This window comes from Streptomyces sp. H27-H1 (assembly GCF_026627445.1).
Classification (GTDB): Bacteria; Actinomycetota; Actinomycetes; order Streptomycetales; family Streptomycetaceae; genus Streptomyces.
On record NZ_JAPNLJ010000035.1, the window covers coordinates 41439 to 54512 of the forward strand.

Genomic DNA, 13074 nt, shown 5'->3' on the forward strand with positions numbered 1-13074 from the left:
CCGGTAAGGGCCATGACCATAATTCGGCCCGTACTAGACTCGGGGCACCGCCAGATCCGTACCCCCCGGCCGCGACCCGGCCGGGGCAGAGGTACCCGAGGGGCCTTCCGTGACCGCCAGCGCCAGCTACCGCCAGCCCGGTGTCGTCCTCACCGACCACCGGTTCAGCGTGCCCCTCGACCACGCCCGCCCCGACGGCGAGCGCATCGACCTGTACGCGCGCGAACTGGTCGCCACCGGCAAGGACCCCCAGTCCCTGCCCTGGCTGCTCTACCTGGAGGGCGGTCCCGGCTTCGGCGCCCGCCGGTTCACCGGCCGGCAGGCCTGGCTGGAGCGGGCCCTGGCCGAGTACCGGGTCCTGCTCCTCGACCAGCGCGGCACGGGCCGCTCCACCCCGGTCAACCGGCAGACCCTGCCGCTGCGCGGCGCCCCCGCGCAGCAGGCCGAGTACCTCGCCCACTTCCGCGCCGACTCCATCGTGCGCGACGCCGAGACCATCCGCCCGCTCCTCACCGGCGGCGCGCCCTGGACGGTCCTCGGCCAGAGCTTCGGCGGCTTCTGCGTCACCCACTACCTGGGCGCCGCGCCCGAGGGGCTGACCGCCGCCCTCATCACCGGTGGGCTGCCCTCCCTCGACGCCACCGCGGCCGAGGTGTACGAAGCCGCGTACCCCCGCATCGAGCGCAAGAACCGGGCGCACTACGCCCGCTACCCCATGGACGTGGACCGGGCCCGCCGCATCGCCGCCCACCTCCTCGAGAGCCCGGCCGAACTCCCCGGCGGATACCGGCTGACGGCCGAGGCCTTCCAGTCCCTGGGCCTCCTCCTCGGCGGCTCGGACGGCAGCCACCAGCTGCACTACCTGCTGGAGGACGCCTTCGTCCCCACCCCGGCCGGACCCGCGCTCTCCGACGCCTTCCTGGAGGCCGTGCACGCCCAGCTGTCCTTCGCCGGGCACCCCCTCTACGCCCTGCTCCACGAGGCGATCTACATTCAGGACCCGCAAGCGCCCATCGGCTGGGCCGCCGAGCGGGTCCGCACCGGCCATCCGCGCTTCGACGCCGCCAAGACCCTCGCGGGCGCGGAGCCGCTCTACTTCACCGGTGAGACCATCCACCCCTGGCACTTCGACTGCGATCCGGCGCTCGCCCCGCTGCGCGAGACCGCGGAGCTGCTGCTGGCACGCACCGGCTGGACCCCGCTGTACGACCGGGCGCGGCTCGCCGCCAACGAGGTGCCGGTGGCCGCGGCCGTCTACCACGACGACATGTACGTGGACACCGAGCACTCCCTGGCCACCGCCCGCGCCGTCCGGGGGCTGAAGACCTGGGTGACGGACGAGTTCGAACACGACGGGGTCCGTGCAGGCGGCCCGCGCGTCCTGGACCGGCTGCTGGCGCTCGTACGGGACGAGGCCTGAGCCCCCGCGAAGTCAGGGGACCGGCACTCCCGTTCGGAGGAAGTACAAACCGGTGAGGCGTCCGTCCGCGTCGAAGGTGACGCGGAATTCTCCGGGCCGCTTCGCCATGCGCAGGGGCACGTTGACCACGGTCCCCTGGAGGGACGCGACCTGCTGCGGATCCCCGTGTGACCGGTAAGCCCCGAACTGCTCCTGGTAGTCCTTCCAGGACGTCGCGAGCGACTCGGGAGACGCTTGGTGCCGGATCGTCTCGTCGAAGCGGTTCGAGACGGCGGTGAAGTCGCCTCGCACCACCTCCTCGAGCGTATCGAGTGCGAGCCGCTCGTCATCGGCCCGGGCAGGCACCGTCATCACAGCCGGGGCCATGACCCGCGCGACCTCCGCGGGGGCGTGGGTCATGGCCACACCCGGCGTGGAACCGCTGGTCAGCAGCAACGCACTGGAAGCCAGCACCGCCGCGGGGACGACCTGAACCACTCGCCGCTTCCGGCCACGCGTCGCGCCTTTGCCGCACATCAGGACCATGGCCCTCTCCTTCTCCCGTTCGAGAGGCCCGGAGGATTCGCCTGGGACGCCGCCCTTCATGCTAGGGCGGCCCCATGGCGGTCGCATGTCGGCTGCCGGAAGGCGCCCGAGGTCTCAGGCGCCCGGTCCGGGCGGCTCCACGAAGGTTTGGGTCAGGTGGGCGGCGGCCAGCAGGGCGCGCCGGCGCACCGCCAGGGCCAGGACCTCCCGCGAGGCTCGGGCGGCGGCCCGGTCGCGTTCGGGGGAGTACGGGACCGCCGGATCGGCCCGCTGTACCGCATGGACCAGTACGTCACCGGTGACCAGTCCCACACCGGGTCCGCCCGGTCCAGGGCCGCCACTTCCGCGCTCTGTACGGGCGGCCCGCCCCCAGGCGGCCGCGCTCGCCCCCGGGAACGCCGTGCGCGCCGGCTCGAAGAACGAGCCGGTGGCGTCCAGGAGGGCCACCACGCGCCCTTGAATATCCATTCGCCTATTGTGCGACGTATGAACGAACGACTGGACGGGCCCGCCCCCTTGGAGCCCATGCCCACCGACTGGCAGAAGGCGCTCGCCGTCGTGGCGCACCCCGACGACCTGGAGTACGGCTGCGCGGCGGCCATCGCGGACTGGACGGACGGCGGCCGCGAGATCGTCTACCTGCTCGCCACGCGCGGCGAGGCGGGCATCGACACCATCGACCCCGATGCGTGCGCCCCCCTGCGCGAGGCGGAGCAGCGCGCGAGCGCGGCCGTCGTCGGGGTGCCCACGGTGGAGTTCCTCGACCACCGCGACGGGGTGGTCGAGTACGGCCCGGACCTGCGCAGGGACATCGCGGCCGCCATCCGGCGCCACCGCCCCGAGCTGGTGATCACGCTGAACCACCGGGACACGTGGGGCGGGGCCGACGGCGGCGGCAACTGGAACTCCCCCGACCACAAGGCGGTCGGCCGGGCCACCCTGGACGCGGCGAGCGACGCGGGCAACCGCTGGATCTTCCCCGAACTCCTCACGGAAAACGGCCTGGAGCCGTGGGACGGGGTGCGCTGGGTGGCGGTGTCCGGCACCACGACGCCCACGCACGCGGCCGACGCCGGCCCCGGGATGGAGCGTTCGGTGAAGTCCCTGATGGAACACAAGGCGTACATCGCGGCGCTGACGGACGAGGACCCGGAGACGTACGTACGCACCTTCCTGACGCGCAACGCCCTGCAGGTGGCGCCCCGGTTCGCGGGCCGCCCGGCGGTGGCGTTCGAGGTCTTCCCGCGTTGAGCGGTGCGCCCTAAGGTGTCCGCGTGATCGACACCATCAGCACGGAGATCGAGGAGGGTGAGGAACGGATCCGTCTGGACATCGCGGACGGGATCGCGGAACTCACCCTCTGCCGGCCGGAGAAGCTCAACGGCTGGAGCTGGGAGTCCACTCGCCAGCTCGGGCTGCTGGCGGACCGGATCCGCTTCGACCCGGCCGTACGGGTGGTGCTGCTGCGGGCCGAGGGCCGGGCGTTCTGCGCGGGCATCGACGTGACGGCCCCGGGCGGTGCGATCACGGGGGCCTCGGCCGCCGAACGCAACCGCAACTACTACGAGGGCATCCGCTGGGTCCACGAACGCTTCGCGGTCCTGGCCCGGCTGCCGCAGCCGGTCGTGGCGGCGGTGCAGGGCTACTGCCTGGGCTTCGGCTTCGAACTCGCCCTCATGGCAGACATCCGGGTGGTGGCACAGGACGCCCTCTTCGCCCTGCCCGAGGCCCAGTTGGGCGTCGCGGTGGACGCGGGCGGCGACCTGCGCATCGCCCGCGAGGCGGGAGCCGGCTGGGCCAAGTTCCTGGCACTGACGGGCCGCCGCATCGACGCCCGGACGGCGGAGCGCCTGAATCTGGTACAACAGGTCGTCCCGCTCGATGAGTTGGAGCAGGTCTCCCGCGCGCTCGCGGCGGAGATCGCGGCCAATGCCCCGCTGGCCGTCCAGGGCATCAAGCGCGCGATCGACTCCTACGCGGACGCCGCTCTGCCCGCGGCCCTCGACCGCGTGGCGATGACGGCGGCCCTCACCCTCACCTCGGAGGACTCCCGCGAGGGCTACGCCGCCAAGGCGCAGCGCCGGCCCCCGCACTTCACCGGAGGCTGAGCACGGGCCGCACGGAGAAGGCGTCCCAGGCGTCCGCACCGTCCGGGCCGTACACGAACTCGGCCATCGAGGGGTTGCGGTTCGCCGTGGCCAGCGTCAGCCAGGCCCACAGGTCCCCGTAGCCGCCGCAGACGGACTCGCCGCCGTCCCCGCCGTGCACGGCGCCCGGGTCGCTGCTGAGCTCGGCAGTGTAGGAGTCGTAGGCGATGCGCAGCCCGAAGGCGTTGGGCTCGCACCGCGGTCCGCCCGCGCCGCCGCCCCAGGACGGTTCGTCGAGCGGGCAGGTGCCGCCCCACCGGAAGAGGGTGCGCGCCCCGGCCCCGCACGCGTGCTCCCACTCGTCGCCGCCGGGCATCCGCAGCCCGCGCCCCGCGAGCAATGCGGGTATGTCGCAGGGGGGTTCGGTGAGCGCCTCGTTCTCCACCGCCATGAACACCGTCGCCAGGGTCACGGTCCGGGGCGGACTCAGCAACTCCGTGAGGTGCGCCTTGAGGTCGGGGCCGTACCCGAACTCCTCGTCCAGGCTTCGCGCGTAGTCGGCGGTCTGCTCCGCTGTGGGCTCCCATGCGTCCACATCGAACCCGAGGCGGACCGTTCCCCCGGGGACCAGCGCGAACTGCTGCCCGTCCCGCTCCACGAGGACACGGTGCAGCGGCCCGCGGAGATGCTCGACGACATCGACCGGGCCCACCCGTCCCCCCACCCGGTCGGCGGCTTCCCGGGCGAACCGTCGGACGTCCGGCAGCCCGAGCGAGCGCCACAGGTCAAGGGTCAGATCGGCGAGTTCCATACGGCCCATGCTGCCCGGGGCCACTGACAACCGCGGCTCCGGGGCCCGGCGGCTCCGGAGCCCCGCTACTCCTCCAGGCGCAGGAGGGCCAGGGCGCGGGCCGAGACGGCCGGCAGGGGCTCGAGGCCGCCCTCGGCGGCCCAGTGCTCGAGGGCCACGGTGACCGCGTCGATGAGGACGGCCGCCAAGACGCGCGTCTCCAGGGCGGCTTCGGGGCGGCCCGTACGGACAGCGAGGACCGGCACCAGGCGGTCCTGCATCGCGCGGGCGGCCGCCAGCCAGCGCAGGCGGATCTCCGGGACGCCGCTCATCACCTGGATGAGGCGGACCGTCTGCCCCGGCTCCTCGTAGCGCGCGTTCGCCGTCGCGGTGGTGAAGGCGGCCTGCGCCGCCTCCGTGAGCGGCTCCGCCGCGGGGCGCAGGGCGAGTTCCTCGACCAGGGTGGCGACTCCGGCGGTGAGGACCGGGGTCAAGGCATCCTCCTTGGCCGGGCAGTACCGGTAGAAGGTGCGCAGCGAGATGCCGGCCGCCCGCGCGATGTCGTCGACCGTCGTGGCCTCGTACCCCCGCTCCGAGAACAGCGCGGCCGCGGCCTCCGCGATCTCGTACCGGGTGGTCTCCCTGCGCCGCTCCGTCAACGACGGTCGGCTCGTACTCGCCGTGCTCACCGCAACCTCCAGGGACGGACGGGCAGGGACGGACGGGCCCAATGTGCCACACCATCGCACCCTGGCGCGTCGTGTCATAGGCACGTGGCATGCCAGTTGCGCTGCGAGCCCCCCGCCCCGGTTAGTGCCGGTGTGAGCCGGACGTGGGCGGGAGCTTCGGCGTGCCGGGCGGCTGACCGGGGCCGACCACCACGAACTGGCCCATCATGCCCTTGTCCTCGTGGTAGAGCAGGTGGCAGTGGTACATGTACGGGGTGTTCGGGTCCGCGGGGCCGTCGAAGCGCAGTGCGATGCGGACCGTCGCACCGGTCGGGATGAAGACGGTGTCCTTCGGCCCGCGCGACGACGGGGGCGGGGCCGCGCCATTGATGTCAAGGACGCGGAACTGGACGTCGTGGACGTGGAAGTTGTGCGGCATCCCGTCGTCGTTGCGCAGGGTCCAGGTCTCGGCCGAGCCTCGGGTGACCGTCTCGTCCACCCGGGACATGTCCATTTTCCGGCCGTTGATGCCGGACATCTCGAGTTCGAAGAAGCGACTGCGGACCGAGTCCTCGCCGGTGGGGAGCGTCGACGCCACCAGCGACTCCGGCAACGGGGCCGACGGCCTCAGGGTGGGCGCCGCGCGCAGTTGCATCACGTCGAACGAGTCGTCGCCGCCGCCGAAACGCTGGTTCCAGAAGTCCAGCTCGGCATCCAGGGGGTAGGAACGCAGGATCCTGCGTTCGCCCGGCTGCATCCGTATGACGACCTCCGCACGCTCCCCGGGCGACAGGCGCAGGCGGCTGGTCTTCTGCGGGGCTTCGAGGAGGCCGCCGTCCGTGGCTATCTGCCAAAACTCGCGGCCGTCGTCGAGCCCGAAGGTGTAGACGCGGGCGGTGGAGGCGTTCAGCAGGCGCAGCCGCACCAGCTCGTCCTGGACGGTGACGTACGGGTCCAGCGTGCCGTTGACCATCGTCCGGTCGCCGAGGAAACCGACATTGCGCATCAGCTTGTGGCCGTGGTCGAGCTTCGCGCCGTCGAAGGTCACGTCCTGCACGATGGCCGGGATGTCATCGACCCCGTACGTCTTGGGCAGGGGCAGGGCCGCCGACTCTGCGTCGTCCAGGAGGAACAGGCCCGCGAGGCCCCGCTGGACGTGCGTCTCGGTCGCACCGTGCGGGTGCGGGTGGTACCAGAGCGTCGAGGCAGGCTGATCGACCGTCCACTCGGGGGCCCAGCTGCCGCCCGCCGGCACCATCTGGTGCGGGCCGCCGTCCATCGCGGCGGGCAGGTGCATACCGTGCCAGTGGACGGTGGATTCCTCCGGCAGGCTGTTGGCCACCTTCACCCGGACCTTCTCCCCCTTCGCCGCCCGGAGGGTGGGGCCGAGGTAGCTTCCGTTGAAACCCCAGGTCGGGGTCTTGGCCCCGGGGGTGAACTCGGTCTCTCCCGCCTGCATCCGCAGGTCGAAGACGCGGGTCCCGTCCGCCTCCACCGTGGACGCGGCGAGGGGCGGCACCGCGAGGGCGTCGCTGAAGTCCACCGCGCCCACGGTGGACACCTCGGCTCCGGTGTAGAGCCACGTGAACAGCACGCCGATGACAAGGGCGAGGCCCGCGACCAGTGAACCGAGGACCAGCAGCACCCGCTTCCAGCGCGCCATCCTGCGCTTGCCGCCCCGCCCACTGCTTTCGTTTTTCGCCATGCCCTGACGCTACGAACGGTGCTCGCGCTTCACATCGGGGGCCGACCCGGGCCTCACCCCGACTCCGCCCCCGAGACGGTTCAGGGGTACGGGCCGGCCGCCGTGCGGGTTGTTTTCACGCGGTGAACGGGCCCCGGCCCAACTGGTCGCGGATCGGTACCACTTCGGGATTGACCAGCGAGCGCCGCTGCCAGTTCGCCCCGTCCACCACCAGGGTGTGGCCGGTGATGAAGCGGGCGTAGGGCGAGGCCAGGAAGGTCGCGGCCCAGCCCAGTTCGCGCGGTGCGCCGACCCGCAGCGCGGGCTGCCTGTTGTCCTTGGCGTCGGGGGCGGCCCGCTCCAGGCCGCCCCGGATGTCCTCGGTCATGTCCGCGTGCGGGAAGAGTCCCGGGACCAGGCCGTTGATCTGGATGCCGTACGGCCCCCACTCGACGGCGAGGGTCTCGACGAGGTTCTTCACCCCGGCCTTGGCGGCGGCGCTGTGCGCGTAGCCCGGACCGCCGGTCCAGGCGTAGGAGGCGCCGATGTTCACGATGGACCCGGCGCTGCCCGTGGCGAGGTGGCGGCGGCCGAACTCCCGGGTCACGAACCAGGTGCCGGTCAGGGTGATGTCGACCACCGCCCGCCAGGCATTGGGGGACAAGTCCTCTGCGGGACAGGGGAAGTTGGCGGCCGCGTTGTTGACGAGTACGTCCGGGACCCCGCCGAAGGCCGCTCCGGCCGCGTCGAAGACCTCCGCGACCCGCTCCGGGTCCCGGATATCGCAGACGGCGGCCGTGACCCTGCCCGCTCCGGGTACGGCCGCCAGCTCTTCCTGGGCCGACTTCAGCTGTTCGATCCGGCGGCCGGCGATCACCAGATCCGCGCCGAGCCGCGCGAACTCGGTGGCGATGGCCTTGCCCAGCCCGGTCCCGCCGCCGGTCACGAGCACCGCCCGGCCGGTGAACGTGCCGGGCGGCAGGGCGGCGGAACCGAGCGGCGGGGGCGCGGGCAGACCGCGCAGGGGGTTATCCATGCGGCCATCGATAGCGTGCGCAGGCTCAGATCACCATGGCCGGAACACCGGCCGATACCGAGGCTCACTGCCACGGCCCACTGCCGCGACGGTCTGTTGCCGGGGCCTGCTACCGCGACCTATCGCTGCGGCCCATTACTGAGACCAACTGCTGCGACCTATTGCTGCGACCTATTGCTGCGGCAGGTAGGCCTGCTTGCTGGCGCAGGTCCAGACGACCGGCCTCAGCTTGCCCTTCGCGTTCACGGCCGATCCGCCGACCCGGTCCCGGTCGGAGACCGCCTCCGCCGTGCTCGCGCCGTTCGGCGAGAGCCGGGGGAGCGCGAGTACCGGCCCGGAACCGGGCCACAGCTGCGCCTGGTCGGGCAGGGTCTGCGATTCCGGGTGGAACTTGGCCGTGCCGACGCTCACGCCGGTCGTCGGGCTGATCGCCTCGAAGGTGCCGTACGGGTGCGTGTTGAGCACCCCGGGGGAGGAGGCGGGGCCGGTGTGCGGCGGGGTCCAGACGAAGGGCTTGTACTCGTGCCACGGGCCGAGCCAGTCGTAGCCGACGACCCGTCCGCTCTCGTCCATGTCCTGGACGTAGCTGTCCTCGAACCCTCCGCCGCCGCTCGGCGCCAGCGCCCGGGCGGGCGAGCCGTCCGCGGGCCAGATCAGCGGGTAGTTCCACCACTCGTGCCGGCCCGTCTCGGGGACCTCGTAGTCCTGCTCCGCCAGGCCCAGGACGTCGCCCGCGGTGTTGACGGCGGTGACCATCCTGATGCGGGTCCCGGGGCCGCTGTCGGCGGGCAGGGGGAGCTCCCGAACCTTCAGGCCGTCCTTCCAGACCGTACCGACCCCCTGTGCGGTGGTGGAGACGACGTATCCGGCGTCGTTGACGTCCGCCTCGATGTCTGGCCAACCGCTCCCCGGGAGCTGGGTGACCGCCGCGTCCCCGGCCCGGTAGGTGAAGAGGTAGCCGCTCTCGCCGGTCACCCGGCCCAGCATCAGGCCGCTCCGGTTGACGGCGATCACCTCGCCCGTACGGGTCGCGTCGGCCAGCGGGACCAGGTGCAGCCTGGTGCCCGTCCAGTACACCGGCTTGTGGCCGGAGACGCCGACGGAGAGGTTGCCCGCGCCCAGGTCCAGGACCCCCTGGGTCGGCGCGCTGTCCGGGACGTAGGTGTCGGGTGCCAGATGTCCCAGTACCTGTATCTTCGGCGTGCACTTCGCCTCGGCGGCCGTGGCCGGGCCCGCCGCGGTGGCCAGACCCGCCAGGACGGCGGCGGCAGCGGCCGCGGACATGCTTCTTTTCATGCGGTGGTTCCCCCTGGACTCGTGCTGTTCCCCGTTAAGTCATGACACGTGCACGCCACATGCTGCCCGAAGGGGGGCGGGAAGCGGCCGGATTTGCGGGAGTGGTCCGAGGCGGCCCGGATCCACTGGTTCACAGCAGCGCAAGCGACCGCTTAGTATGCCCGCGAGGCGTGGTTCCCATCGGCGGCTGGAGGCCCCGGATGCAGGCATGGCGAGTACACACCCCAGGCGAGCCCCGCGAGGCCATGCGCCTCGAAGAGGTTCCCGAACCGGTGCCCGGCGAAGGCGAGGTGAGGCTCAAGGTGCTAGCCGCCAACGTCAACTTCCCCGACGCGCTGCTCGTGCGCGGCCAGTACCAGATCCGACCGCCGCTGCCCTTCACCCCCGGCGTGGAGATCTGCGGCGAGACCGACGACGGCCGCCGCGTCATCGCCAACCCGAGCCTGCCGCACGGCGGCTTCGCCGAGTACGTCACCGCCTCCGCGCGCGGCCTGCTCCCCGCCCCGGACACCCTCGACGACGCCGAGGCGGCCGCCCTGCACATCGGCTACCAGACGGGCTGGTTCGGCCTGCACCGCCGGGCCCGGATCCAGGCCGGCGAGACGCTCCTCGTGCACGCCGCCGCCGGAGGCGTCGGCAGCGCCGCCGTCCAGCTCGGCAAAGCCGCCGGAGCCACCGTCATCGGGGTCGTCGGCGGGAAGGCCAAGGTGCGCACCGCGGAGGAGCTCGGCTGCGACCTCGTCATCGACCGCACGAGCGAAGAACTCGTGGCCCGGGTCAAGGAGTTCACCGCCGGACGCGGGGCCGACGTGGTCTACGACCCGGTCGGCGGCGAGGCCTACACGGCTTCGGCCAAATGCGTGGCCTTCGAGGGCCGGATCATCGTCGTCGGCTTCGCGAGCGGCACCATCCCCGCGCCCGCGCTCAACCACGCCCTCGTCAAGAACTACGCCATCCTCGGCCTCCACTGGGGCCTGTACGCCGCCAAGGACCCCGCCGCGATCGCCGCCTGCCACGCCGAGCTCACCCGGCTCGCGGCCGACGGCGCCATCAAGCCGCTGGTCAGCGAGCGCGTACCGCTCGCCGGAGCCGCGGACGCCGTGCAGCGCCTCGCCGACGGGACCACCACCGGCCGGCTGGTCGTCGTACCGTCCCTGGACGCGGGGAGCCCGGCCGCGGCCGCCCAGGCCGGAGGCTCACGATGACGGCCGCCGCGGTCACCGCCGACCAATTGCTCGCCCGTGTAAGGGAACTGCTCGCCGCTCATCCGCCCGCCACCACCGCGCGCGGGGCGTTCCTGCGGGCCCGTTTCGACGCCGGACTCGCCTGGGTGCACTACCCCGAGGGTCTCGGCGGAACCGGCGCGGCCCGCTCCCTGCAAGGCATCGTGGACGCCGAGTTGGAGGCGGCCGGAGCGCCCGACAACGACCCGCGCCGGATCGGCATCGGCCTCGGCATGGCCGCGCCCACGATCCTCGCGTACGGCACCGAGGAGCAGAAGCGGCGCTTCCTGCGTCCCCTGTGGACCGGCGAGGAGGTCTGGTGCCAGCTCTTCAGCGAGCCCGGCGCCGGATCCGACCTGGCCGCCCTCGGCACCCGCGCGGTCCGCGACGGCGAGGACTGGGTGGTGGAAGGTCAGAAGGTGTGGACCTCCAGCGCCCACACCGCCCGCTGGGCCATCCTGATCGCCCGCACCGACCCCGCGCTGCCCAAGCACCAGGGCATCACCTACTTCCTGTGCGATATGACCGCCCCCGGCGTCGAAGTGCGCCCGCTGCGCCAGATCACCGGCGAGGCCGAGTTCAACGAGGTCTTCCTCACCGGCGTCCGGATCCCCGACGCCCACCGCCTCGGCGAGGTGGGCCAGGGCTGGGCCGTGGCCCGCACCACCCTGATGAACGAACGCGTCTCCATCGGAGGCATGCGGATCCCGCGCGAGGGCGGCATGATCGCCCCGGTCGCCGCCGCCTGGCGCGAACGGCCCGAGCTGCGGACGCACGACCTCCACCAGCGGCTGCTGGAGCTGTGGGTCGAGGCCGAGGTCGCCCGGCTGACCGGGGAGCGGCTGCGCCAGCAGCTCGCCCTGGGCCAGCCCGGCCCCGAGGGCTCCGGCATGAAGCTGACCTTCGCCCGGCTGAACCAGGAGATCAGCGGACTGGAGGTGGAACTCCTGGGGGAGGAAGGTCTGTTGTACGAGGACTGGACCCTTCGCCGCCCCGAGATCGTCGACTTCACCGGCCGCGACGCCGGCTACCGCTACCTGCGCGCCAAGGGCAACAGCATCGAGGGCGGCACCAGCGAAATCCTCCTCAACATCGTCGCCGAACGCGTCCTCGGCCTGCCCGCCGAACCGCGCGACGACAAGGACCTCGCGTGGAAGGACCTTGCTCGATGAGCTCTCCCGGCGCCGCCCCCCTGGACCTGCTGTACTCCGAGGCGGAGGACGAACTCCGCACGGCGGTACGGTCCCTGCTCACCGCCCGCTGCGACCCCGCCGGCGTCCTCGGCCGGATCGAGGGCGGCCACCCCCACGACCCCGAACTGTGGCGGGTGCTCGCCGCGGGCATCGGCGCGGCGGGACTCCTCGTACCGGAGAAACTGGGCGGGCAGGGCGCGGGCCACCGGGAGGCGGCCGTGGTCCTGGAGGAGCTCGGCCGGGCCGTGGCGCCCGTCCCCTACCTCACGAGCGCGGTCCTGGCGACGGAGATCCTGCTCGGCTGCGAGAGCACGCAGTCCACCGACCTCCTACGGGAGCTCGCGGCGGGCCGCCGGATCTGCGTGCCCGCACTGCCCCTGACCCTGGCCCCGGGCGCACCCTTCCCGACACCGGTCAGGGACGCCTCCGCCGACCCCGGCGCGGGCCCCGCCACGGGCTCGCTCAGCGGGAGCGTCTCCTTCGTCGCCGACGCGGTCTGCGCCGACGTGCTGCTGGTCCTCGCCGACACCGGTCTGTACGCCGTCCCGGCCGAGGCCGCGGGGGTCTCCCGGACCCCGCTCGTGGCCCTGGACCTGACCCGCCCCCTGGCCACCGTCACCCTCGACGGGGCCGTCGGAACCAGGCTCGCCGACCCGGCCACCGCCCGCGCGGCCATCGCCGGAGCACTGCTCTCGGGGGCCGGACTGCTCGCCTCGGAGCAGCTCGGGACCGCCGAGTGGTGCCTGACGGAGACGGTGGCGTACCTGCGCACCCGCCACCAGTTCAACCGCCCCCTCGGCTCCTTCCAGGCCCTCAAGCACCGTCTCGCCCGACTCTGGCTCGACGTGGCCTCCGCCCGCGCGGCGGCCCGCGCCGCCGCCGACGCCCTCGCGACCGGCGCCGCGGACGCGCCGCTCACGGTGGCGGTGGCCCAGTCCTACTGCTCGGGCGTCGCGGTCCGGGCGGCGGAGGAGTGCGTGCAGCTCCACGGCGGCATCGGCATGACCTGGGAACACCCCGCCCACCTCTACCTCAAGCGGGCCAAGGCGGATTCCCTGGCCCTCGGCACGGCCGGCCACCACCGCGGCCTGGTGGCCGACTTCGCGGAACTCCCGGCTCCTTAGGGTTCCCGCCGGCGGGGAGGTCCCCCGG

At 72.9% G+C, this 13074-nt stretch carries 13 protein-coding genes; 6 read left to right on the forward strand and 7 right to left on the reverse strand.

Translation table 11 applies throughout. From position 1 onward, the window contains the following. Positions 1-109 precede the first annotated feature (109 nt). Positions 110-1420 (forward strand): alpha/beta fold hydrolase, encoded by a 1311-nt coding sequence (locus OTB20_RS30105; protein WP_267822285.1) that lies wholly within the window; start codon positions 110-112, stop codon positions 1418-1420. A 12-nt stretch (positions 1421-1432) separates the two neighbouring features. Here the strand turns inward: OTB20_RS30105 and OTB20_RS30110 are convergent, their stop codons facing one another. Beyond that, the gene (locus OTB20_RS30110) at positions 1433-1945 is read right to left on the reverse strand and encodes a DUF3887 domain-containing protein (RefSeq protein ID WP_267822286.1); all 513 of its coding nucleotides are present in this window, start codon (positions 1943-1945) and stop codon (positions 1433-1435) included. A 114-nt stretch (positions 1946-2059) separates the two neighbouring features. Then, positions 2060-2413 carry a hypothetical protein gene (locus tag OTB20_RS30115; protein WP_267822288.1) on the reverse strand — a complete coding sequence of 118 codons (354 nt, stop codon included), beginning with the start codon at positions 2411-2413 and terminating at the stop codon, positions 2060-2062. Between the two features lie 18 nt (positions 2414-2431). On the opposite strand from OTB20_RS30115, the gene OTB20_RS30120 reads away from it, so the two are divergent. Together OTB20_RS30120 and OTB20_RS30125 are read left to right on the forward strand one after the other, a co-directional pair. Beyond that, complete coding sequence (locus tag OTB20_RS30120) at positions 2432-3196, forward strand: PIG-L deacetylase family protein (protein ID WP_267822290.1); 765 nt, start codon at positions 2432-2434, stop codon at positions 3194-3196. A gap of 23 nt (positions 3197-3219) precedes the next feature. Beyond that, on the forward strand, positions 3220-4053 hold the full coding sequence (locus OTB20_RS30125) for an enoyl-CoA hydratase/isomerase family protein (protein ID WP_267822291.1): 834 nt from the start codon (positions 3220-3222) through the stop codon (positions 4051-4053). On the opposite strand, the gene OTB20_RS30130 is transcribed toward OTB20_RS30125, so the two are convergent. The 5 genes from OTB20_RS30130 to OTB20_RS30150 form a co-directional block, all read right to left on the reverse strand. Beyond that, a complete protein-coding gene (locus OTB20_RS30130) occupies positions 4040-4843 on the reverse strand; it encodes a hypothetical protein (RefSeq protein WP_267822293.1) in 804 nt (267 codons plus the stop codon). The two genes, OTB20_RS30125 and OTB20_RS30130, sit on opposite strands and share 14 nt — an antisense overlap. Before the next feature lie 65 nt (positions 4844-4908). Further along, positions 4909-5511 carry a TetR/AcrR family transcriptional regulator gene (locus tag OTB20_RS30135; protein ID WP_267759681.1) on the reverse strand — a complete coding sequence of 201 codons (603 nt, stop codon included), beginning with the start codon at positions 5509-5511 and terminating at the stop codon, positions 4909-4911. A gap of 121 nt (positions 5512-5632) precedes the next feature. Continuing rightward, the gene (locus OTB20_RS30140; protein ID WP_267822295.1) at positions 5633-7195 is read right to left on the reverse strand and encodes a multicopper oxidase family protein; all 1563 of its coding nucleotides are present in this window, start codon (positions 7193-7195) and stop codon (positions 5633-5635) included. Positions 7196-7310: 115 nt separating this feature from the next. Then, positions 7311-8210, reverse strand: a complete 900-nt coding sequence (locus OTB20_RS30145; RefSeq protein ID WP_267822296.1) for an SDR family oxidoreductase — start codon at positions 8208-8210, stop codon at positions 7311-7313. A gap of 171 nt (positions 8211-8381) precedes the next feature. Continuing rightward, positions 8382-9494, reverse strand: coding sequence for a hypothetical protein (locus tag OTB20_RS30150; RefSeq protein WP_267822297.1), 1113 nt, complete (start codon positions 9492-9494; stop codon positions 8382-8384). Between the two features lie 212 nt (positions 9495-9706). Here OTB20_RS30150 and OTB20_RS30155 point away from each other — a divergent pair, with 212 nt between their 5' ends. From OTB20_RS30155 to OTB20_RS30165, 3 genes are read left to right on the forward strand one after another with little or no spacing between them, the layout of a single operon-like run. After that, positions 9707-10711, forward strand: coding sequence for an NADPH:quinone oxidoreductase family protein (locus OTB20_RS30155; protein WP_267822298.1), 1005 nt, complete (start codon positions 9707-9709; stop codon positions 10709-10711). Then, the gene (locus OTB20_RS30160) at positions 10708-11901 is read left to right on the forward strand and encodes an acyl-CoA dehydrogenase family protein (protein WP_267822299.1); all 1194 of its coding nucleotides are present in this window, start codon (positions 10708-10710) and stop codon (positions 11899-11901) included. Before OTB20_RS30155 ends, OTB20_RS30160 begins: the two co-directional genes overlap by 4 nt. After that, on the forward strand, positions 11898-13046 hold the full coding sequence (locus OTB20_RS30165) for an acyl-CoA dehydrogenase family protein (protein WP_267822300.1): 1149 nt from the start codon (positions 11898-11900) through the stop codon (positions 13044-13046). The genes OTB20_RS30160 and OTB20_RS30165 overlap by 4 nt, the downstream gene beginning before the upstream one ends. Positions 13047-13074: the final 28 nt, after the last annotated feature.

Coding starts and splice junctions, on each gene's coding strand:
- OTB20_RS30110 (WP_267822286.1), bottom strand. CDS start 1,945: ATGGTCCTGATGTGCGGCAAAGGCGCGACGCGTGGCCGGAAGCGGCGA.
- OTB20_RS30115 (WP_267822288.1), bottom strand. CDS start 2,413: ATGGATATTCAAGGGCGCGTGGTGGCCCTCCTGGACGCCACCGGCTCG.
- OTB20_RS30120 (WP_267822290.1), top strand. CDS start 2,432: ATGAACGAACGACTGGACGGGCCCGCCCCCTTGGAGCCCATGCCCACC.
- OTB20_RS30130 (WP_267822293.1), bottom strand. CDS start 4,843: ATGGAACTCGCCGATCTGACCCTTGACCTGTGGCGCTCGCTCGGGCTG.
- OTB20_RS30140 (WP_267822295.1), bottom strand. CDS start 7,195: ATGGCGAAAAACGAAAGCAGTGGGCGGGGCGGCAAGCGCAGGATGGCG.
- OTB20_RS30145 (WP_267822296.1), bottom strand. CDS start 8,210: ATGGATAACCCCCTGCGCGGTCTGCCCGCGCCCCCGCCGCTCGGTTCC.
- OTB20_RS30150 (WP_267822297.1), bottom strand. CDS start 9,494: ATGTCCGCGGCCGCTGCCGCCGCCGTCCTGGCGGGTCTGGCCACCGCG.
- OTB20_RS30155 (WP_267822298.1), top strand. CDS start 9,707: ATGCAGGCATGGCGAGTACACACCCCAGGCGAGCCCCGCGAGGCCATG.
- OTB20_RS30160 (WP_267822299.1), top strand. CDS start 10,708: ATGACGGCCGCCGCGGTCACCGCCGACCAATTGCTCGCCCGTGTAAGG.
- OTB20_RS30165 (WP_267822300.1), top strand. CDS start 11,898: ATGAGCTCTCCCGGCGCCGCCCCCCTGGACCTGCTGTACTCCGAGGCG.